Annotated in this window: 17 protein-coding genes; 16 read left to right on the top strand and 1 reads right to left on the bottom strand. The window is 31.6% G+C overall.

The features are described 5' to 3' along the window. Nucleotides 1-105 precede the first annotated feature (105 nt). The 10 genes from EHE19_RS10720 to EHE19_RS10675 all read left to right on the top strand — a co-directional run bounded on the left by EHE19_RS10720 (nucleotide 106) and on the right by EHE19_RS10675 (nucleotide 12,393). Complete coding sequence (locus EHE19_RS10720) at nucleotides 106-951, top strand: metallophosphoesterase (protein ID WP_137695937.1); 846 nt, start codon at nucleotides 106-108, stop codon at nucleotides 949-951. A gap of 1,147 nt (nucleotides 952-2,098) precedes the next feature. Continuing rightward, on the top strand, nucleotides 2,099-2,599 hold the full coding sequence (locus EHE19_RS10715; RefSeq protein ID WP_137695938.1) for a GNAT family N-acetyltransferase: 501 nt from the start codon (nucleotides 2,099-2,101) through the stop codon (nucleotides 2,597-2,599). A gap of 278 nt (nucleotides 2,600-2,877) precedes the next feature. Then, nucleotides 2,878-4,314, top strand: a complete 1,437-nt coding sequence (locus EHE19_RS10710) for a hypothetical protein (RefSeq protein ID WP_137695939.1) — start codon at nucleotides 2,878-2,880, stop codon at nucleotides 4,312-4,314. Nucleotides 4,315-4,450: 136 nt separating this feature from the next. Beyond that, the gene (locus tag EHE19_RS10705) at nucleotides 4,451-4,933 is read left to right on the top strand and encodes a hypothetical protein (protein ID WP_137695940.1); all 483 of its coding nucleotides are present in this window, start codon (nucleotides 4,451-4,453) and stop codon (nucleotides 4,931-4,933) included. 382 nt (nucleotides 4,934-5,315) lie between these two features. Further along, on the top strand, nucleotides 5,316-7,667 hold the full coding sequence (locus EHE19_RS10700) for an ATP-dependent DNA helicase (RefSeq protein ID WP_137695941.1): 2,352 nt from the start codon (nucleotides 5,316-5,318) through the stop codon (nucleotides 7,665-7,667). 225 nt (nucleotides 7,668-7,892) lie between these two features. Continuing rightward, a complete protein-coding gene (locus EHE19_RS10695; RefSeq protein ID WP_137695942.1) occupies nucleotides 7,893-8,081 on the top strand; it encodes a hypothetical protein in 189 nt (62 codons plus the stop codon). Nucleotides 8,082-8,191: 110 nt separating this feature from the next. Continuing rightward, nucleotides 8,192-10,300 carry an ATP-dependent helicase gene (locus EHE19_RS10690; protein ID WP_137695943.1) on the top strand — a complete coding sequence of 703 codons (2,109 nt, stop codon included), beginning with the start codon at nucleotides 8,192-8,194 and terminating at the stop codon, nucleotides 10,298-10,300. A gap of 231 nt (nucleotides 10,301-10,531) precedes the next feature. Beyond that, nucleotides 10,532-11,113 carry a YqeG family HAD IIIA-type phosphatase gene (locus tag EHE19_RS10685; protein ID WP_137695944.1) on the top strand — a complete coding sequence of 194 codons (582 nt, stop codon included), beginning with the start codon at nucleotides 10,532-10,534 and terminating at the stop codon, nucleotides 11,111-11,113. 53 nt (nucleotides 11,114-11,166) lie between these two features. Next, complete coding sequence (gene aroE / locus EHE19_RS10680) at nucleotides 11,167-12,057, top strand: shikimate dehydrogenase (protein ID WP_137695945.1); 891 nt, start codon at nucleotides 11,167-11,169, stop codon at nucleotides 12,055-12,057. 69 nt (nucleotides 12,058-12,126) lie between these two features. Continuing rightward, nucleotides 12,127-12,393 (top strand): late competence development ComFB family protein, encoded by a 267-nt coding sequence (locus EHE19_RS10675; protein ID WP_137695946.1) that lies wholly within the window; start codon nucleotides 12,127-12,129, stop codon nucleotides 12,391-12,393. Nucleotides 12,394-12,946: 553 nt separating this feature from the next. On the opposite strand, the gene EHE19_RS10670 is transcribed toward EHE19_RS10675, so the two are convergent. Further along, nucleotides 12,947-14,086, bottom strand: coding sequence for an LCP family protein (locus EHE19_RS10670; protein WP_137695947.1), 1,140 nt, complete (start codon nucleotides 14,084-14,086; stop codon nucleotides 12,947-12,949). A 386-nt stretch (nucleotides 14,087-14,472) separates the two neighbouring features. Between EHE19_RS10670 and EHE19_RS10665 the strand changes: the two genes are divergently transcribed. From EHE19_RS10665 to EHE19_RS10640, 6 genes are all read left to right on the top strand, one after another. Beyond that, nucleotides 14,473-14,844, top strand: a complete 372-nt coding sequence (locus EHE19_RS10665) for a hypothetical protein (protein ID WP_137695948.1) — start codon at nucleotides 14,473-14,475, stop codon at nucleotides 14,842-14,844. A 140-nt stretch (nucleotides 14,845-14,984) separates the two neighbouring features. Next, a complete protein-coding gene (locus EHE19_RS10660; RefSeq protein ID WP_137695949.1) occupies nucleotides 14,985-15,929 on the top strand; it encodes a hypothetical protein in 945 nt (314 codons plus the stop codon). Nucleotides 15,930-16,266: 337 nt separating this feature from the next. Continuing rightward, the gene (locus EHE19_RS10655) at nucleotides 16,267-17,901 is read left to right on the top strand and encodes a class I adenylate-forming enzyme family protein (protein ID WP_137695950.1); all 1,635 of its coding nucleotides are present in this window, start codon (nucleotides 16,267-16,269) and stop codon (nucleotides 17,899-17,901) included. Nucleotides 17,902-17,972: 71 nt separating this feature from the next. Further along, nucleotides 17,973-19,706, top strand: a complete 1,734-nt coding sequence (iorA, locus tag EHE19_RS10650) for an indolepyruvate ferredoxin oxidoreductase subunit alpha (protein ID WP_137695951.1) — start codon at nucleotides 17,973-17,975, stop codon at nucleotides 19,704-19,706. 1 nt (nucleotide 19,707) lies between these two features. Beyond that, nucleotides 19,708-20,283 carry an indolepyruvate oxidoreductase subunit beta gene (locus EHE19_RS10645; protein WP_137695952.1) on the top strand — a complete coding sequence of 192 codons (576 nt, stop codon included), beginning with the start codon at nucleotides 19,708-19,710 and terminating at the stop codon, nucleotides 20,281-20,283. A gap of 332 nt (nucleotides 20,284-20,615) precedes the next feature. Continuing rightward, entirely contained in the window at nucleotides 20,616-21,917 is a 1,302-nt protein-coding gene (locus EHE19_RS10640; RefSeq protein WP_137695953.1) for a phenylacetate--CoA ligase family protein, read from the top strand. Nucleotides 21,918-22,003: the final 86 nt, after the last annotated feature.

Here is a 22,003-nt window from a genome sequence, read left to right as displayed (position 1 = left end):
AAATTTTCATATAATAATTTACCGAAGTTGATTTATTTATCAAATAGAAATCAAGGTCTATTTTGACCTCTAATTGAAATATAAATAAAACTTAAGGAGAATATTGTGAATAAGAAAAGAAAAATTTTCGTGATTCTTATATGCTTTGTAATATTAGCATTACTAATGGTTTGCGCTTTTTACAATGGCTTAGTAGTCAATAAACACAAACTTACTACTAATAAATTAAACAAAGAGGATTCAATAAGAATAGTATTAATTACTGATTTACATAGCCACATTTATGGAAAAAACCAATCGAAACTTGTGTCGTTGATAGAGAAGCAAAAGCCTGATATTATAGCATTAGCAGGCGATATAGTAGATGATTCAGTACCAATTGAGGGTGCAAAGCAGTTCTTGATTGGTATAGAAGGGCTGGCTCCAACATTTTATGTGTCTGGCAACCATGAATATTGGTCTAATGACATAAGAAATATAAAAGCATTATTTAGAAAGTACAATGTAAACGTACTTGAAAATAATTACCAAAATATAAACATTAGAAATTCCAATTTAATAATTGGCGGAGTTGAAGATCCTGAAATAATGAGATATGAATACACAAATTTAAACTATAGTGAGATATTTCATAACTCTTTTTCAGAATTAAAGGATAAGTCTCAATACAAAATACTATTAGCTCATCGTCCTGAATTTATCGAACTATATAAAGAGAGTTACTTTGATTTAGTATTATCAGGACATGCACATGGTGGACAGGTTAGAATTCCATTTATAATAAACGGACTTTTTGCTCCAAACCAAGGTTGGCTTCCTAAATTTGCCGGTGGTAAATATCAGCATGATTCGTTGGTACATGTAGTAAGTAGAGGAATTTCCTTTAACCCTAGATTACCACGTATCTTTAACCCTCCAGAAGTAGTTGTAATAGATATTGAAGGAGAATAGACAGTAGTGCTAAAAGCTGTTACTAATTAGTGTTACGTTATTTAAAATAATATTTCCTATATGGTTGTATGAGTATTATGATTATTTACTTATGATATAGATAGCATCTTTCTAATTGTGAAATTAAAGTAATTGTTTACAAATATTTACAATTATGATACGATATGGTTAAGATACTATTTTTTACTTCCTGATATTATTTTTAAAAATAGAGTTAATAAGATTGTAGACTTATTAACTCTATTTTTTTTGTATATTTTAGTATAAGTCAATATAAACAAAACTGTTTAAATATTAAATTCTAAAATTTGCTTCAAAATATATAAAGTTTAATATTTTGCTGTGACAACCGCCCTAGTTGTTTGACACGCAGCCTTTATAAACAAATTAAGTTTTATATTTTATTGTGCAATTACCTAGCAGTGTTATATGTAGCCATACAAAACAAATAAAGTTTAATAATTTGCTATGGCAACCGCCCTAGTTGTTTGACACGTAGCCTTTATAAACAAATTAAGTTTTATATTTTATTGTGCAATTACCTAGCAGTGTTATATGTAGCCATACAAAACAAATAAAGTTTAATAATTTGCTATGACAACCGCCATAGTTGTTTGACACGCAGCCTTTATAAACAAATTAAGTCTTATATTTTATTGTGCAATTACCTAGCAGTGTTATATGTAGCCATTCAAAACAAATAAAGTTTAATAATTTGCTATGGCAACCGCCCTAGTTGTTTGACACGCAGCCTTTATAAACAAATCAAGTCTTATATTTTATTGTGACAACCACCTAGTAGTATTATATATAGCTCTTCTAAAACACAAAAGTTTTTATTTATTGCTATTCAACCTATTAAATAAAATATATAGCACGCTTTTAATTTTTGAAAAATTGCAGGTGTTCATAAATATAAATTGGGAGTCTTAAATATTTTAAAATTATAATGAGAATGTTAAACCTTGGTAAAATTATATGTTATACTAAAACGAGGCAAGAAAATGTTCAAAACTTCTAATCGTGGAGGAGTGAGCTCTATTAGTTTTCAAGAGGTTACTAGATCTACAGCCTCGTTGAAACACCGAATATTAATATGAAACAGAAAACATTAGATAAAGATAAGTATTTTACGGAGGATGAGGAAATGTTAAGATTAAGGCCATATAAAAAAAGTGATGCAAAGTATCTGCTAAATTGGTTTAATGATGAAAGATTATTCTCAATGTGGAGTGCAAATAAGTTTCAGTATCCACTGACAGAAACTCAGCTAGAAATATACAAAGAGAAAGTTGATAATGATGAAAATGCATGGATAACAACAGCTATTGATGAAAAAGGTACCCCTGTGGGACACTTTCTAATGAGATCTGCTGACTATGTAAAGGGCAGTATACATATGGGATTTATTGTTGTAGACCCAGAGATTCGTGGAAAAGGTTACGGAAAAGAGATGCTAGAGTTAGCAATTAAATATGCTTTTGAAATACTGAAATTATCACGTATTACGTTGAATGTATTTGATACTAATCCTTCAGCTTATAGTTGCTATAAAAGAGTAGGATTTGTTGACGAAAACTATATTGAAAAGAATTTTCCATATAAAGATGAATTATGGGGAACTTATTATATGGCAATTGAAAAGTAATAAATGATAAGGCCTTGAGACAGTTGTTATTTACACATTAATATATAAATACATAATACAAGCAGTTATGGCGGCAATCCATTGATAAGTCTCAATTAGTAAGATCAAGTGAACCGCTCGCAGATGTATTGCTTGAGTCCCATGCCCTTCCTCTTTCATCACCCCAATATTTGTATGCTTTTCTAAGTGAAGATATAAATTTATTTTTTAAATTAGATGTTATTTGCTCAATAAAATTTACATTATAGATAGATAAGATTTTAGGGAGTGATGACATCGTGATAACAAACGCTTTAGCAGACAAAAACATAGAACAGCATTCAAACAGGTATATACAAAACAAAGCATCAGTTTCCAAGCAAACTACCTCAAATCAAGTTGCCTCAGCAGTTGATGTGAAGGCCATTACTGAAAAGCTGCTATCTAATCCAGATTCCGTATCACGTAATGAATTTATGCGGTTTCAAAGTGTCGTTGGATATAAGCAGGCTATGAAAATAATGGAAGAGGGCAAAAGGCGAAAGAGGAAAGAAAACACTGACAATGAAAAGAAACAAACTAATACCCCTTCAATACAGAATTTACAGCAAAGCAGTGCTATAAAACCAACTGCTGCTGCTACGAAAAAGCCAAATACACCTCAAACTGCACAAGTTATTCAAGATGCAGTACAAAGCAAGGCAAAAGGCGAAGTAAAGGATGATAGCACAATACAGACTAAAAAAGCTGCTCAAATACCTGAAAAGGTAATTCAAAAGAGTAAGCAAGAAGAAACTAGCATTACGCCTGATGCTGTTCTAGATACAATGCAGAATGTTATAGATATAGTGGGATTTGTCCCTGGTATTGGTGATATTGCAGATGGAGTTAATACAGGAATATATTTAGTAAGAAAAAGATGGATGGATGCAGTGTTTTCGGGGATATCTTTACTTCCTGCCTTGGGCTCTGTCTTAGCCGCCCCAATGAAAGCTATAGCAAATGCTGTGGGGAACACAAAGGTAGTCAAAGAGGCTATTGAGTTTTTAGCTAAAACCTTTGGAGGAACATCAAAGGTTGCTTCAAAGCTAGATTCCATTTTAATAACCTTTAAAGGTATTCTTCGCAAGCTGCCCGGTGTAGTAGACTCTATTGCAGATAACAGCTTGCTGAAAAAGATTTTACATAAAAATGATATAAGAGCAATACGTCTATTTGCAAAAAGCATGAGACTTGGAATTGAGACTCTGTGCAAAAAAGCAGAAGAGATTTTTGCTTTGGTTAAAAAACCATTTATTAAGAGTGTTCCTGAGGTTAAAGTTAAACACGCAGTTAGCAATGCTAAACAGGCACAAAGCGTATTAGATGGAATAGATCCTAAATACTTTAATAGCAATAGTAGATTTGGAGGCGGATTCTATGTGGGTTCAGACGGAAAGACAATAGTGGCTGAACTTGCAGAACACGGAAATACGGCTAAATATGCAATTAGCTATGATTTAAATCTTAGCGGACAAAAGGTATTAGACTTAACTAAACCAGATGTGGCAGCTAAATGGAACTTTATTCCGGATGTTACATCAACTAGAGATTGTCAGAAAATTGGTGAATTAGCTGAGAAGCAAGGCTATACTGTTATTAAATTTAAATCATATAGAGGAAGCGGAATCAATTACGTAATTTTCGATGATTTTAAAAAGATATTATCAGCTAAAATGGTTACGCCAATTGATTAGAAAAATACAAAGCAGCTACTATGCTTTTTAAATAATAGACTTTAAAAGCAAATATAGCTTTGTTAATAAATAAGAGGGAGGTTCATGCAGGTACTACATTCATATTATGTACCCTAGGCATGTAAAAGATATTTCTATGAATATGAAAACTGTCAGAGTTCGAAAAGAGGAAGCATTGTGTAAACAATGCGGTAAGAAAAAATCCTTTTATTATTTATCAGATTATTCATATGGTGAAAGATTGGTTATGACAAAGGATTTGAAGTGTTATGCGTATGCTAATTTAATTGAAGATAAGGCATTTGAAGAACTTGAGAAATACATCAAGTTGATATTAGAATGTCATAATATTACTTTATCAGAAAAACAAATAGCTAAATGTATAAATGATTTATTTGGCATTACGTGCGATTACATAAGGAATCAGCCTATTGACACTGCTAGCAGAGACGATAAGTGTTTGTTCTGCGGAAGTGATGAATTTGGCCAGAATATTTCAGAAACAATTGAAGACATTGAGATACCCAGTGTGACACATACTGCATGGGACAAACTTAATGAAGATGAGAAAATAAATGTAATCAAAAAAGAACTGAAGAAGCAGAATTATATTAATTAATTTAATTTAACTTAATGTAAAATAAATATTCATAGCATAGGTATACTCAAAGAGACTAAATTTTAACCAAAATTAATAACTCAACTTTCCAGTAAAATTGTAAGTTTCTAAACTTATCAATAGATTAAGGGAAAGTTGAGTTAAAAATTTCAACACCGATAAGTTTTTGGTGGGAAGGTTAATTTTTGCTGCTAAAAAGGCTTAATAGTAGCAAACTATCAAAATTATTTCACGGTAGCAAGAACTTCAGCTTTCTATAGTGTATTGTTTGATAGTAACAAACTATTAAAATTATTTTTAAAAAACCATTGCAATATATGCTATATAATAGGTATATTATTAATAAACAAATGCTCGGTTGATTAAATTTACAAGGAATACTATGGAAAAATCACAAATTAAAATTTCAATCAGAAATTTAGTTGAATTGGTACTAAGGTCTGGCGATATTGATAATAGACTTGTTTCATCTACTAGAATGTTAGAGGGCACTCGTATTCATCAAAGAATTCAGAAAGAAGGCGGCTCAAATTACAACAAAGAGGTATTTTTGTCCTTTGATTATGAAATTCAGGGTTTTTCAATTAGGCTAGAAGGCCGAGCAGACGGTATAATTACTGAGCCAGACGGCATTGTTATTGATGAAATAAAATCCACAACAAGACCCCTTGAATATATAGATGAAGATTTTAGTTTATTGCACTGGGCACAAGCGAAATGCTATGCTTTTATTTATGCTGCACAGAATGAAATGGAGCAAATTACTGTTCAATTGACATATTTTCATGTGGATACTGAAGAGAGAATGAATATAAGAAAACAGTTCAGTTTCTCTCAGTTAGAAGAATTTATGGATGATTTAATGAATAAATATTTCATTTGGGCAAGTATGCAGCATGAATGGAATACTCTTAGAGATATTTCTATTAAAGACTTGCAGTTTCCCTTTGAAGTTTATCGAAAGGGTCAAAGAGAATTAGCTGTGGCTGTATATAAAACCATAATGCAGGAGAAAAAACTCTTTGTACAGGCTCCTACAGGTATTGGAAAGACTATTTCAACATTGTTCCCATCAGTAAAAGCAGTTGGAGAGCAGCATATTTCAAAAATATTTTATCTAACGGCAAAAACAATAACAAGGCAGGTAGCTGAAGAAGCTTTCACAAAAATGAGAAGCAAGGGTCTCAGATTTAGGACTATTACTTTGACAGCCAAGGATAAGATTTGTTTTAATAAAGAAGGAAGCTGCAATCCGGATTATTGTGAATATGCAAAAGGACATTATAATAGAGTAAATGAAGCTTTGACTGATATTTTACGTGATACAGAGTATTTTTCCCGAGAAACTATTGAGGAATATGCATTAAAACATAATGTTTGCCCCTTTGAATTTGCATTAGATTTATCTTTATGGGCTGATTGCATTATATGCGATTATAATTATGTCTTTGATCCGAGAGTTTATCTGAAGAGATTCTTTATGAATAATGAAGGTGACTATGCTTTCTTGATAGATGAGGCTCATAATCTTGTTGACAGGGCAAGAGAAATGTTTTCGGCTCAAATTAACAAAGTGGCATTTTATGAAGCTAAAAAGCTGATGAAGGACAAGCAGCCAAAGATTGCAAAGCAGCTGACAAAAATAAATTCGTATATGATAGCACTTAGAAAGCAGTGCAATGAAGATGGCTTTATGGTCAGCAAAGAGCAATTAACTGATTTATATAAATTACTAAACAATTTTATACGTGAATCAGAAGAGTGGATACTGAGAAATCAAAGCAATAATATAGAGGGCTTTGACCTTGTATTAGAAGTGTATTTTAATGCTATTTCATTTGTAAAGATAGCAGAATTATATGATGAAAGATATGTAACATTTATTGATACATACTCTAGTGAAGTACGTGTAAAGCTATTTTGTATTGATCCCTCTTACCTATTGTCAGAAGCTGTAAAGAGAGGGAAAACAGCGGTGTTTTTTTCTGCAACACTGACGCCGCTTAGCTATTTTATGGAGGTTTTAGGCGGTGAAAAAGAGGATTATAATATTAACCTTACATCACCCTTTGATAATAAAAAGCTGTGTCTGCTTGTAGAAGACAAAATTTCAACCAAATTCAAAAACAGAGAAAATAGCTATGACAAAATTGCAGAGCTTATTAAAGCTGCAATCGATAAGAAACAAGGAAACTACATGGTTTATTTTCCATCCTATAAATACATGAACGAGGTATATACAAGATTCACTGAAAAGTATCCTTATATTGAAACATTGCTTCAGCAGAGTTCAATGACAGAGGAAGAGAGAGAGGAATTTTTAAATAAATTTTTGCCTAATAATGAACAAATCTTTGTGTGTTTCTGTGTTTTGGGCGGTATTTTCTCAGAAGGTATTGACTTAAAAGGCGATAGGCTTATTGGAGCTATTATAGTTGGTGTGGGCCTTCCTCAAGTCAGTGCTGAACAGAACATTATTTTGAATTATTTTCAGCAAAAAAATGGTATGGGCTATGAAAACGCATATATGTTTCCAGGAATGAACAAGGTTCTGCAAGCGGCTGGCAGAGTTATTCGATCTGAAAATGACACTGGCTTAGTTTTGCTGATTGACGAAAGATTTTCTCATTATGAGTATAAGTGCTTGTTTCCAAAGCACTGGGAACATAGCGTGCGAGTAAAAAGCTTACCAGATTTGGAGCAGAAGCTGGAGAGGTTTTGGGGTGGTAAATAATTGATATGAAGGATGAAAAATTTTAAAAATTATAGGCGTATATTATAGGCGTATGTGATTAATTAACATCATGTTACAAAAATAAACTTTTTACCAATTATAACTAACTATTTAGCAATTATATTGTATAATATGTTATACTGTTGACAAAAAGAACTAAAGGAGCTCTATATCCTAGATTTAATAATCGGAACACGTACTATTTGCGGTAAATATAGTGAAAAAATGCTTTCGTGGTTAACTAAAAAGCTTAAAAAAGAACTTCCATTTATTAGTTCTGAAATTGTCATTAATATAATGAAAAGTGCTGCCGATATAGAACTTCAAAGCAATAATAAAAATACTCAGGATAGACTTATTAGTGTAAAAAGCATTGAAGAAGCTGTAAATAAATATTTATCAGGACTAAGTTAAGATATTACCAGTATTATTTACAGAAATTTGCCTATTGTATTTAATTTGCTTACTCTGAAAGTCAAGGGTGCACTTTATCCTTGATTTTTTATTTAAAGGACGGATAATTTTTGGATTTTTTCGAGACAATTAAAATCAGACACAATATAAAACTAAATGAACAGCAGAAACAAGCAGTTTTGCACAAAGAAGGCCCTGCTTTGGTGCTTGCAGGACCAGGTTCAGGAAAGACTACAGTTATTACTGCAAGAGCTGCTTGTTTGATTCAAAATTCAGGTGTTAGACCTGATAACATATTAACCTTGACTTTCAATAAGGCTGCCCAACTGGAAATGGAAAGACGGTTTCAAAGGCTTTATGGAAACGAAATTAATGGCAAGGTACATTTTTCAACACTACACAGCTTCTGCAATAATGTGGTGAGGAAATATGAGGCTCTGAAGGGACAAAGACTAAAGCGTATTGAGGGAAATGATAACGATATTAATAAAAAACAATTACTGAAAACTCTATATTTGGAGATTAATAATTCAAAAATAAATGATGATGAACTTGAAAGTTTAATTAATGAAATTGGTTTTGTAAAAAACAAAATGATAAAAAATATAGATGGAGGCATATTCTCCACAAATAAATTTAGTCAGGTTTTCAAGGCTTATGAAGAGTATAAGAGAAAAAATTTATATATTGATTTTGATGATATGCTTACCTATGCATACAGTATATTGATTAAATGCCCGGAAATATTGAATTATTATAAAAACAAGTATACATATATACAAGTTGATGAAGGTCAGGATTTATCAAAAATACAGTTTGAGGTATTGAACTTATTAATAAAAGGAAACAATAACTTTTTTATTGTAGCTGATGATGATCAGTCTATTTATGGCTTTAGAGGTGCAGAGCCTCAGTATATCTTAGATATTAGAAAGCAATTTAGCAATTGCAGTATTTATAATTTGGAAACAAATTACCGTTCAAGCAAGAATATAGTTGAGTTAAGCAGTAAATTTATAAAGCTTAACGAGAATAGATTTGATAAAAACCACACAACTTTTAATAAAGAAAAATGCGATCCAATTATCATTAATGCTAAAAATGAACATGAACAATTGAAAATTATAATTGATAAAGTAAAAGAAACCCTATCTCGTAGGGAAGATAAGGAAATTGCAATATTATACAGGAATAACTTATCCTCAATAATAATTGCAGATGCTTTTCTTAGACAGCAAATACCCTTTAAAATTAAGCAAAATAGCTTATTATTCTTTAAACATTGGCTAGTAAAGGATGTTGTTGCTTTTTTAATGTTTGCCCTTGATCAACACGATAAAGAAGCATTCTCAAAGATTTACTACAGAATGAATAGGTATATATCAAAGACTATGATTGAGTGCTCTATAAACGCAGATAATTCAGGTATGTCTGTAATTGATTGTATAATCAATAATGCAGATTTAAAGCAATTTCAGATTAATGCTCTTCAGCTTTTAAAGGTAGAGTTTAATTCATTGTCAAGAATGAAGCCTTGGGAAGCACTGGAGTATATAAAAAATGATTTTAATTATTTGGAAAGTGTTAAGGGATATTGCGAACTTGTGGGTTTGTCTTTTGAATATTTAAACAGACTTTTTGGAATCTTACAGGGCTTGTCTGTAGGATGTCAAACAATAGCTTCTTTTTTAGTCAGATTGCAGGAATTAGAACAAATATTTGATGGGACAATAGCTGTAGATGCTAACAAGAAAAGTTCTATAACTCTGAGTACATTACATTCATCAAAGGGCTTAGAATATGATTGTGTGTTTATGATTGATTTAATAAACAGTGAAATTCCTGGAGAAAAAGCTTTAGAACAAAATTCAGAGGGTAAAAATAAAGCAATGCTGGAAGAGGAAAGAAGACTTTTTTACGTTGGTATGACTAGAGCAAGAAACACACTTTATTTGATATATCCCATGCAAATTAATAATGAAATAGCAATGAGGTCTATATTTATAAATGAAGTTCTATATTTTCTTAAAAAGGACATAATAGATGGTATCGGAGAAGGAAGCATTGTTATGCATACAAAATTTGGAAGGGGAGCGGTTGCTGAAATAAATGAAAGTTCTGCCGACAATCAGACAATAAAAATCAAGTTTTTTAGTGGTGAATATAAGACTTTTAATTTGCAAATATGCTTAGAAAATAAACTGCTGAGTTTTGATTAATTAATTAAACTATTTTTATTTACTAAGTTTGTGTTTTAAGACTTAAATGTTTATTTTATAGGTTGTACAAAAACAATCCTTTTGTTATTATAGGATAGATTGATTGTGAAGCTAATTGATGATTAACCGACTGCTAAAGCTTTATTGTTAAAATAATATTATACCCATCAATGCATTAGCTTCATATATCGTTGATAGTGTTTTTAGTATTAGAAAGGAAATGATATTAAAATGATTGAAAAGTACTACCCTGATTTATACTATGATAGCATAAGACATATTGACCTTGAAAACCTTAAAAACAGAGGCATACAAGGTTTGATTTTGGATATTGACAACACATTAGTACCTATGCACGCAAAAGATGCTGATGAAAATGCAATTTCTTGGATAGCAGAACTCAAGAATAAAGGATTCAAGGTATGTATATTGTCAAATGCATCTGAAAAGCGTGTTATAAGGTTCAATAAAGATATTTCAGTAACAGCCATTCACAGAGCATATAAACCTTCTGGCAAGGCATTTTTAAATGCAGCTAAGGTTATGGGACTAGAGCCTGAGAAGGTTGCTGTTATAGGAGATCAGGTTTTTACTGATATTATTGGAGGCAATAAAGTAAATATGCTTACAGTTCTTGTGAAACCTATTGACGAAAAAGAAATTTTATTTGTAAGATTTAAAAGAATTTTTGAAAAATTAATTATCAAGAGTTTTACTGAAAATGTAGAAGACAAAATTAACAAGAGATTGGATAAGAGAATAGAATGGAAGAAAAATAGTTTAGAACTTGAAAAAAGTAGATTTAAGGGATAGTTTTAGATAGTAAATTTAAACAAATTCAACTTAGCTTAAACAGGGGGCATACTATGGAGGTTGTAAATTTTGTTAATGGTAAAACAGAACTATATGGTATATTAGGAGATCCTATAGAGCATACTAAATCTCCGTTTATTCACAATACATTATTCAAGCAGTTTAATATTAATGCTATTTACATTCCTATACATGTAAATGAGGTTTGCTTGGAGAATGTTATTAATGGATTAAAAGCACAGAATATAAGTGGTTTTAATGTTACAGTCCCACATAAGAAATCAATTATAAAGTATTTAGATGATATTTCTCATGACGCATTATTAATGGGTGCAGTTAATACTGTAAAAAATATTCAGGGCAGGCTAAAAGGTTATAATACTGATGCTGAAGGTTTTGTACGGGACTTTAAGGAAGGCCTTGATACAAATTTTAAGGACAAACGAGTTATGATACTTGGAGCTGGTGGAACAGCAAGAGCCTTAGCTGTAAAATTGGCATCAGAAGGCATTGAGCACTTGACATTAGTAAATAGAACAGAGGAAAATGCAAAAAATATAACGGAACTAATTAAGAATAATTATGGTGGCATTGCAAGCTATATGCTACCAGATTCTACTAAATTATTTGATCAAATGTCACAAAGTCATATTATTATTAATACTACTCCAGCTGGAATGAGTACATATTTAGATTCTACACCATTTAATATTGACTATGTTTTTGATAAAAATCAGGTGGTATACGATGTGGTATATAGTCCTGAAAAAACGAAATTTTTACTACAGGCGGAAAGTTATGGATGCAAAACTAGAAATGGTTTTGGTATGCTTATAAATCAAGGAGTTTCAGCTTTTGAAATTTGGACTGGAAATATAGTACCAAGGCAAATGGCTATAGAATTATTAAATAAAATTATTAAAATGAAGGATTTTCCAAAATAATAACGAATATTATTAATGTATTTGAAATGTAATGTATGTCGTATTATTTGTGTTTTTAGGAGGGGCGAAATGATAGTAATTAAAAATTATATGGAAGAAGTAGTGCTCAATTTAATGGATGACGTGCTAGATGATATTAATATGTGTAAGTGTGAAGCCTGCGTTATGGATATTGCAGCTTTAGCTTTGAACGATTTGCCACCAAAATATATTGCGACTGAAAAGGGTGAACTGTACTCAAAGGTAAATTCTCTGAGAAATCAGTTTGAGGTTGATGTTATTGCTGCTCTTACAAAAGCTGCTGTATTAGTAAAAAGATCTCCTAGACATAAATAATTTTTTTGGATATTAAGAGATCAAATCTAAATTAAGATTACAATCTAAGAAATTATTATCTAGTGCCATAACTTTTTATATGATTTAGGCGTTGGATAATTAGAGAATCAGTTATAACAAGACAAGAAAATGTCCTTCACGTTATGTAACGCTTTGGCTTTCTGGCTCCTTTTTGGGTTAAGTTGTGTTTTAACAATTGGCTGATAATTTTTAGGTTGACAAGAATGTTTATTGCGAGAAAATTGCTTTTTACAAAAAATGACCTCGCCTATTTAAATTATTTTTTAAATTTAAATAGGTGAGGGACAGTAAGTTATTAACTAATATTTATATCAATTTTTACTTCTCAAATAAATGTCTATTGCCAATTATAGTCATTATTTTTTATCGAAATAATGTATATTAATTGTTCACATTACTAATTTCCGTAGTTTTTATTTAATTTATGATTGTAAATCTATCTATATGTTTTCAACCGCAATGATTTCAACTATTATAATTTCATCTGTTAAAGCTAGTTTAACTATCTTAAGCTAACTTTTTTAGTCGTATTTTAAGGCTTATCTACTCCAGTACCCTTGGTATCAGTTTCTGAATTGGAGGGATTTTTCTTCGTAACAGGTGGGTTTTTTGTGCTTTTTGATGGTTGCGTATCCTCAGAATCCTTTGAATCAGGGACAAATAATTCTGAAGGAGTAGAAATTCCATGTTCTGAATGAAAATACAGAGGAACTATAGTTTCAGCTGGCTCTGAAATATTAGTATCTATATTTAGGAAATTACCATTGTAAACGTAATACCATCCTCCACTTATTAATTTGTCTTCTCCGTCTAACCTAAAGGAATTGAAATAATCAGCTTTAATATTAAGCACTCCTGACGTTAGCTTAAGTGCATCAGTTAACGTCATATTAGTTACAATGTTTTGAAAAGTGTAGTTTATTACAGAATTAAATTTTGGGAAATTCTGTATATTAACTTTTTGACTTATAAAAGCTTTAATAAATTTAACTTGCATTTCAGTTCTTTTTATGTCGCTGCCATCATAAAATTCTTTTAATTCTTTTAATTCTTGAGCTGAATATAGATTATTGGCTGGTTTTCTAAATCTAAGCAGCTGTTCAACCTTTTCACCGTCTAAGAGCTGATAACCCTTGTCCAAGTCAATATATAAATCCTGCTCGGGGTCATTGTATCTTAATTTTGCTGGGACATCAAAATATACACCGCCTAGCATATCTGTTATTCCTTTAATACAAGATATATTTATATGAACATAATAATTAATGTTTATGCCAGTCAAATTGGAAACAATTTCTGAAGCATACATGGCACCCTCATGATTACGTCCGCCAGCAGCGTATGCGGAATTGATTTTTGGAACATTGCTGTGCTTTATTTTAACTTTTGTATCCCTTGGAATAGTAACAATACTAATTTGATTGTTTGCAGGGTTATAATTTGCTACTAGCATTACGTCGGTATTACCACTTGATTTATCACCAACAAGCAAAAGAAAATTCATAGGTTCTTTGTTTCTGGATGAATTTATACCAGCTAACATATCATTTAAAGGAGAATTTCCATCGTTAGGTTCTAAAGTATTTATATAAAACAAAAATATTGTTCCAAGTACAAATAGAAAGCTTCCCAATACTATACTAGTTATGTAAGTAAATTTTCTTGTATTCATTCTATTAAACCTCATTTAAAAAAATTAATAAAATCATATCATAGAATTATAACATATAAAGAATTCAATAAAAATATTATATAAAATTTTTATTATAAACTTAATAATTTTTTAATTTATTCGGGTTTACAAGTAACTACTTATTTCTAATATTGGTACGCGAGTACAACTTATAAATAGGCTGCTTGGTGCAGTTTAATATTGATATAAATTATTTTTTATTTTTCAACACATGTATGCTGAATGTTAGCGCCGGTAAAAATAACTATGGGATGAACCAATATGTATTAAATGAAATTATTGACTTTATTACGCCTGTAACATAATAAGTTTTTGAATCATATTATGTTCTAAAGGTATATAAGCTCGCTAAGGGGGCATTTAGATTGAATTATAAGGAAATAGATATACTAAAAGGCGTTTTTTCAAATATGCTCAAAAATCAATATACTTTGAGAAGCATTGAACTTGGTATAAATGGTAAGTTAATTGCAGTTGGGTATAATCCTTACTGGACTAGCAGACTTGATTCTAAAATTGAAAAAATAGAGCTGAGTTTTTTAAACTCCAGAGGAATCATGGTCCCATTAGTACTTAAAAATGTTGTTGATTTTGAGATATATCCTAAAGAGGGTAGAAGAAGCAAAAAATATAGAATAAATTCAATTGAACTTATGACTTTATCACCTTATGTAAATCCAAAGAATCAAAAAGATATATATGACAGAGTTAAATTTGAAGTTATTTATGATGATTGAGAGTGAGGTGAGTTGTAGTTTCTAGAGCCTTTTCATAGTTTACAAATAATTGAATAAGTATTAAAATGTAGAGCGACATAAAAAATGATTGAATTAATGTAGAACTTTGTATTAGTAAACTGTGTATGTGGAGGGCTCTAATGTTTAGTGATTTATTTACATATGATGCAAGTACTAAGATTTTTTTTGATACTCTATTTATTTCTATTCCGGAAGTGTTTTTTTGGGTATTATTTACATTAATTCTTGTTGGAGAATTTGAATATTGGAGCGAATCCGAATGTAAAAGACTTATTAATAAATTTGATTATGTCAGAGTTTTTTTACCTACTGTTGTGGTTGCTTTTATAATAAATATTAGCTATTACTTTGGATTAAGCTGGTATTTAGTTCAATTTATATCAATTGTAAGCTTTTATATCATTTTAGTAGTTACAAATGATGTTTTTGATGATGCAAGTGCTTTAAAGTGGATGTCTAGGACTTTTTTATTTATGATATTAGGATTTATAATTAATAAAATCTTAAATTTCTTAGTTTTTTCATTCATAATGCATATATCTAAAATAACCATTGAGCAAATAAACAGAGACTTTCTATTAGGCTTTGGAATATCATTACCTATTAGAGTAATACAGTATATTTTGCTTTTATACTTTGTAACTAAAAAACGTACATTATTAAAGGGGCAGTGGCTAAAACATATTTTATCGAGTCCATTATTATCTGCAATTTATTATGTAATTGTATTATTTAATGTTCTGTTTTTAAAAGTAATTTATGAAGCTATTACAAACTATTATGTTTTAGAAGAGATGTCAAAAAATTCAGTTTTTATTTTGTTAATTGCCATTATTTTATCTCCCGTTATAAATATTGTGGGTTTTATGATTGGCTGCTACTACGTGAAAAATAAGGAAATTGAAGTAAAGAACATCGAAGCTGAAAAGCTTAATAATTTATCTGAAAATATTAGGTTGTACATAAAAAATGGAAATTATGACAATATACTTTGGAAACTTAATGGGGTTAGAATTGAGGTTGAAAATATTGCTAAAGGTATATATGACAGGGACAAGCTATAAATTATATATTAATAATCAAACTTGACGGTTGAATATTCTGCTTAAAACCTAGTAATATTAGGTACAGTAGCATTATTATATGAAACGTAAATAATTTTTCTTCATTTATAATTATTAATAATTCTTATTTAATTCTAACAAACCAACATTTTTTTATGTGCTAAGTTTGAGATAATAAAAAAAATTAACATAAAAGTCACAATAAGCGGTTGTTGATAATCTAAATTTATCGTATTATAATTCTATATAGTAATTTTTATAGTAGTATGGGACATAATTACATGGACATAAATAACTTTAGTATAATTTGTATAACTAGTAGAACGGAGGAAAATAAATGCCAATTACAGAATTTTTATCACGCAATGCAGAAATGTACGGAAATGAAATTTGCTTAACGGAGATCAATTTAGACTTACAGGACAGTCATAATGTTATCTGGAAAGAATTCGAACTTATTGAAAACAATCCCGCAGGTGAATACAGAAGAGAAATGACATGGCGTGTATTTGACGAGAAAGCAAATAGGTTCGCAAATCTTTTACTCAAAAGAGGAATTAAAAAAGGTGACAAGGTTGCTATTCTTCTAATGAATTGTCTCGAGTGGCTTCCTATTTATTTTGGAATACTAAAGACAGGAGCTATTGCTGTACCATTAAATTTTAGATATACTGCTGAAGAAATAAAGTATTGTTTAGGCTTATCGGATACAATTGCTCTTATTTTTGGACCTGAATTTATTGGTAGACTAGAAACAATTTATGATCAAATACCTAATGTAAAAATACTCTTTTTTGCAGGAGAAGGACGTCCATCTTTTGCTGAAAGCTATGATAGGCTTACTGCAAATTGCTCATCTGAAGATCCAAGAATAAAGATAACTGATGAAGATGATGGAGTTATTTATTTTTCATCTGGAACTACAGGATTTCCTAAAGCAATATTACATACACATGGGAGTTTGATGTCTGCTTGTTATACTGAGCAAAAACACCATGGTCAAACTAGAGAAGATAATTTCTTATGTATACCTCCACTTTATCATACAGGTGCAAAAATGCATTGGTTTGGAAGCTTTCTGGTAGGAAGCAAGGCAGTTTTGCTTCGTGGAATCAAGCCAGAATGGATACTTAGAACAGTATCAGAGGAAAAAATCACCATCGTTTGGCTGTTAGTTCCTTGGGCACAGGATATTTTAGATGCTATTGAGAGTGGTGAAATAAAGCTGGAGGATTATAATCTATCTCAGTGGAGACTAATGCATATTGGTGCACAGCCTGTTCCGCCAAGTTTAATAAATCGCTGGAAAAAGTACTTCCCACATCACCAATATGATACAAATTATGGCCTTAGTGAATCTATTGGACCTGGTTGTGTTCATTTAGGTATTGAAAACATTCATAAGGTAGGTGCTATTGGAGTACCTGGGTATAAATGGGAGACTAAAATTGTTGATGAAAACAGAGTACCTGTTGAGCAAGGACAAGTTGGAGAACTTGCAGTTAAGGGTCCAGGTGTTATGAAATGTTACTACAATGACCCAGAGGCAACAGAAGCGGTATTAAAGGATGGATGGCTATTTACCGGGGATATGGCTATGATGGATGAAGATGGTTTTATCTATTTGGTAGATAGAAAAAAAGACGTTATTATTAGTGGTGGAGAGAATATATATCCAGTACAGATTGAGGATTTCCTTCGAACAAACGATAAAATTAAAGATGCAGCAGTTATTGGTTTGCCAGATAAACGTCTTGGTGAAATAACAGCTGCAATTATAGAGTTAAAGCCAGGTTGTGAATGTACTGAAAAAGAGATTGAGTCTTTCTGTTCACCTATGCCAAGATATAAGCGTCCAAGAAAGATTATTTTTGATACAATTCCACGAAATCCTACAGGAAAGATAGAAAAGCCTAAATTAAGAGAAAAATATGGTGTGGCCAGTTTAGTGGCAGATCAAAATGAAATATAAATATATGTATTAATGTTTTGTATAATATTTAAATTATATAAATTAACACAAATGGTGATGGAGGAATTTAAATGAAAAAACTCATGCTTGGTAATGAAGCTGTAGCAAGAGGTGCATATGAAGCAGGCTGCACAGTTGCTTCTGCATACCCAGGAACGCCTAGTACAGAGATAACAGAGGCTATTGCTAAACAATATGATGAAATATATTCTGAGTGGGCACCTAATGAAAAAGTAGCAATGGAAGTTGCTATAGGAGCATCCTTTGGAGGAGCTCGTGCAATATGTGCAATGAAGCATGTAGGACTTAATGTTGCAGCTGATCCATTATTTACTGTATCATATACTGGTGTAAATGGTGGTTTGGTTATAATGGTAGCCGACGACCCTGGAATGCATAGTTCACAGAATGAACAAGATAGCAGAAATTATGCAAGAGCTTCTAAAGTTCCTATGTTAGAGCCATCTGATAGTCAGGAATGTAAGGAGTATGTAAAAAAAGCATTTTCTATAAGTGAACAATTTGACACTCCTGTAATTGTTCGCCTTTCAACTAGAGTAGCACATTCACAAAGTGTTGTTGAATTAAATGATAAAGAAGATTATAAAATCAAAGATTATATTAAGGATGCCGGTAAATATGTTATGATGCCTGCAATGGCTAGAAAAAGACATGTTGTTGTTGAAAAAAGAATGGCTGACTTGAGAGAGTATTCCGATTCAAGTGAATTAAACAGAGTAAAGATGGACAGCGACGATATCGGAGTTATTACAAGTGGTATTGCATATCAGTATGTAAAGGAAGCTATGCCAAATGCTTCTGTTCTTAAGCTGGGTATGGTTTATCCTATACCTGAAAAGCTTATTGCTGATTTTGCTAGTAAAGTGAAAACTCTTTATGTTGTTGAAGAGTTGGAACCATTTTTTGAAGAACAAATATTAAAGATGGGCATAAAGGTTATTGGAAAAGAAAAGCTTCCGGTTATAGGTGAACTGAGCAGCCAGATTATTGCTGAAAGACTATTAGGTAAAGCAATTATAGATGCTTCAAAACAGTCTGTACCTGTTAGGCCACCTGTTATGTGTCCAGGATGTCCGCATAGAGGCATGTTTTATGTTTTAAAGAAACTTAAGCTAAATGTGAGCGGAGATATAGGCTGCTATACACTTGGAGCATTGGCACCAAATGAAAGTATTGATACTTGTGTTTGTATGGGTGCAAGTATAGGCGTGGCTCACGGTATGGAAAAAGCACGTGGTACCGAATTCGGTAAGAAAACAGTTGCTATACTTGGTGACTCCACCTTTATACACTCTGGTATTACAGGCTTAATTGATATCGTGTACAACAAAGGAAATTCAACAGTAATAATACTTGATAATTCAATTACAGGTATGACAGGACACCAGCAAAATCCTACAACTGGTTTTACAATCAAGGGAGAACCTACTAAACAAGTTGATTTAGAGTTACTTTGTAAGGCTGTTGGAATTGATAGGGTTACAGTTGTTGATCCTTTTGATATTAAAGAATTTGAAAAAGTGGTTAAAACTGAGACCCAGATTGATGAACCTTCAGTAATTATATCTCAGAGACCATGTGCGCTTTTGAAGAATGTTAAATATGAGGGTGTTCAAAAAATAAATCAAGACAAATGTAAAAGATGCAGAATGTGTATGAAAATGGGATGTCCTGCAATAGTTGATAAAGGTGAGCACTTAGAAATTGATCCGGCTCTTTGTGTTGGATGTATGCTTTGTACTAAAGTTTGTGGTTTTGGTGCAATTGAGAAGGCGGGTGAATAATATGGAAAAATTAAATATATTAATTGTTGGTGTTGGTGGTCAAGGTACACTTCTTTCTAGTAGAATACTAGGTAACGTTGCATTGAAATTAAATTTTGATGTAAAGGTTTCAGAAGTACATGGTATGTCTCAGAGAGGCGGAAGTGTTGTAACATATGTTAAATTTGGTAAAAAAGTATATTCTCCAATAATTGAAAAAGGAGAGGCTGACGTTATACTTGCATTTGAAAAGCTTGAGGCACTTAGATGTATTGACTGTTTAGGAAAAGATGGTAAAATGATAATAAATGAACAGCAGATAGATCCTATGCCTGTTATAATTGGCAAGGCAAAATATCCTGAAAATATTATAGAGACTCTTAAGGAAAATAACAAAATATACTCATTAGATGCCCTTAAGATTGCTCGTGAATGCGGTAACATAAAGGCTGTTAATATCGTACTTATTGGTGTTTTGGCAAAATTGACAGGTATAAATAAGGATATTTTTGTTGAAGCAATTCGTGAAGTAGTACCAGCAAAGTTTTTAGAAGTAAATTTAAAAGCTTTTGAAGAGGGCTACAATTATCATAATTAGTATTATTAAAAATAGACTTAAATGTTATAGTTTAGTTTTTATGTTCAGTTAAGTTTAAATGTACTTGAATAAACATGTATTGTTGGCTTGCCAGCAATGCATTGTTTTGGCCTATTGCTTTTGTGTGGGGCTCATTTTATGTAGTAAACCCTGAAAGCCATTCCAAGGTGGGATGTTTGGCACATATATAAATATAAAAACATTCAATTCTTTGGGGGGATTTTGCTTAAGTCTTATGATTAAACTTCAAAAATAATAGCACATCTTTGCAAAGCAAAGGTTCTCCACTGAAGTCAAAATTTTTGAGCCTAAATGTGGCGTGGGAGGTTATTATGTCTTTTTGGAATGAAAAATATGAATGTATGTCCAGAGACGAAATGAGAAAAGTACAGTCAGAGAGACTCATTAAAACAGTAAACAGGGTATATAATAATGTGCCAACTTACAGAAAGAAAATGGATGAAAAAGGTATTTTGCCTGGAGATATCAAGTCAGTGGATGATTTGAAGCATTTACCTTTTACATACAAGCAAGATTTGAGAGATACATATCCTTTTGGCCTATTTGCAGTACCAATGAGTGAGATAGTTAGAATTCATGCTTCTTCTGGAACAACAGGTAAGAAAACAGTTGTTGGCTATACTAAAGAAGACCTTGAAGTTTGGTCTGAGGTTATAGCTAGGACATTTACAGGTGCTGGACTTACTAAAGAATCTTTCTTACAGGTTTCTTATGGATATGGTTTGTTTACTGGAGGACTTGGTGCTCATTACGGTGGTGAAAAGGTAGGAGCGACAGTAATTCCTACATCTTCTGGTAATACAAAGCTTCAGTTATCTCTTATGCAGGATTTTGGAACAACACATATTGCTTGTACTCCTTCTTATGCTTTATATCTTGCAGAGGAAATGGAAGAATTAGGCATTAAGAGAAGTGATTTAAAGCTTCAGGCTGGTATTTTTGGTGCTGAACCATGGTCTGAGAGTATGAGAAAAGAAATTGAGGATAGACTAAAAATTAAAGCTATTGATATATATGGATTGAGTGAAGTAATTGGACCTGGTGTTGCGTGTGAATGTGAATATCAGAATGGAATGCATATTCCTGAGGATCATTTTATTCCTGAAATAATTGATCCAGATACAGAGGAGGTTTTACCTGAAGGTTCAAAGGGTGAAATAGTATTCACAACTGTAACTAAAGAAGGCTTACCATTGATTAGATATAGAACAAAGGACCTTTCTTCATTGAACTACGAACGCTGTGAATGTGGTCGTACAGAGGTTAGGATGAGTAAGGTTACAGGCAGAACTGATGACATGCTTATAATTAGAGGAGTAAATGTATTTCCTTCTCAAGTTGAAAGTGTACTTCTATCAATTGGAGAAACTGCTCCACATTATATGCTGGTAGTTGATAGAAAAGATAATTTAGACACGTTAGAGATACAGGTTGAACTTTCAACAGCAATGTTTTCTGATGAAGTGAAAAAGCTAGAGGATATTGAAAGAAAGATTACAAAAGAAGTTCAGAGTACCTTAGGAATTAGTGCAAAGGTTAGACTGGTAGAACCTAAATCTATTCAGCGAAGCGAAGGTAAAGCCAAGAGGGTAATTGACAAAAGAGTGCTTTAGAAGTGTTTGATAGAAAAATTAAAGACTCATCTATCCACATATAAATATGATAAGATACAAATATATTACGGAAAGGTTGAGTTATG

The organism is Ruminiclostridium herbifermentans, assembly GCF_005473905.2.
In the GTDB taxonomy this organism is placed as follows: Bacteria; Bacillota; Clostridia; order Acetivibrionales; family DSM-1351; genus Ruminiclostridium; species Ruminiclostridium herbifermentans.
Note: the sequence above shows the minus strand (reverse complement) of the source record. Positions and strands in the feature narration are given on the sequence as shown.

Excerpts from the sequence above, each read along its gene's own strand:
- EHE19_RS10695 (WP_137695942.1), top strand. The coding sequence starts at position 7,893 with ATGCTTTCGTGGTTAACTAAAAAGCTTAAAAAAGAACTTCCATTTATT.
- EHE19_RS10700 (WP_137695941.1), top strand. The coding sequence starts at position 5,316 with ATGGAAAAATCACAAATTAAAATTTCAATCAGAAATTTAGTTGAATTG.
- EHE19_RS10640 (WP_137695953.1), top strand. The coding sequence starts at position 20,616 with ATGTCTTTTTGGAATGAAAAATATGAATGTATGTCCAGAGACGAAATG.
- EHE19_RS10705 (WP_137695940.1), top strand. The coding sequence starts at position 4,451 with ATGAATATGAAAACTGTCAGAGTTCGAAAAGAGGAAGCATTGTGTAAA.
- EHE19_RS10655 (WP_137695950.1), top strand. The coding sequence starts at position 16,267 with ATGCCAATTACAGAATTTTTATCACGCAATGCAGAAATGTACGGAAAT.
- EHE19_RS10645 (WP_137695952.1), top strand. The coding sequence starts at position 19,708 with ATGGAAAAATTAAATATATTAATTGTTGGTGTTGGTGGTCAAGGTACA.
- EHE19_RS10670 (WP_137695947.1), bottom strand. The coding sequence starts at position 14,086 with ATGAATACAAGAAAATTTACTTACATAACTAGTATAGTATTGGGAAGC.
- EHE19_RS10675 (WP_137695946.1), top strand. The coding sequence starts at position 12,127 with ATGATAGTAATTAAAAATTATATGGAAGAAGTAGTGCTCAATTTAATG.
- iorA (WP_137695951.1), top strand. The coding sequence starts at position 17,973 with ATGAAAAAACTCATGCTTGGTAATGAAGCTGTAGCAAGAGGTGCATAT.
- EHE19_RS10660 (WP_137695949.1), top strand. The coding sequence starts at position 14,985 with ATGTTTAGTGATTTATTTACATATGATGCAAGTACTAAGATTTTTTTT.
- aroE (WP_137695945.1), top strand. The coding sequence starts at position 11,167 with ATGGAGGTTGTAAATTTTGTTAATGGTAAAACAGAACTATATGGTATA.
- EHE19_RS10685 (WP_137695944.1), top strand. The coding sequence starts at position 10,532 with ATGATTGAAAAGTACTACCCTGATTTATACTATGATAGCATAAGACAT.
- EHE19_RS10715 (WP_137695938.1), top strand. The coding sequence starts at position 2,099 with ATGTTAAGATTAAGGCCATATAAAAAAAGTGATGCAAAGTATCTGCTA.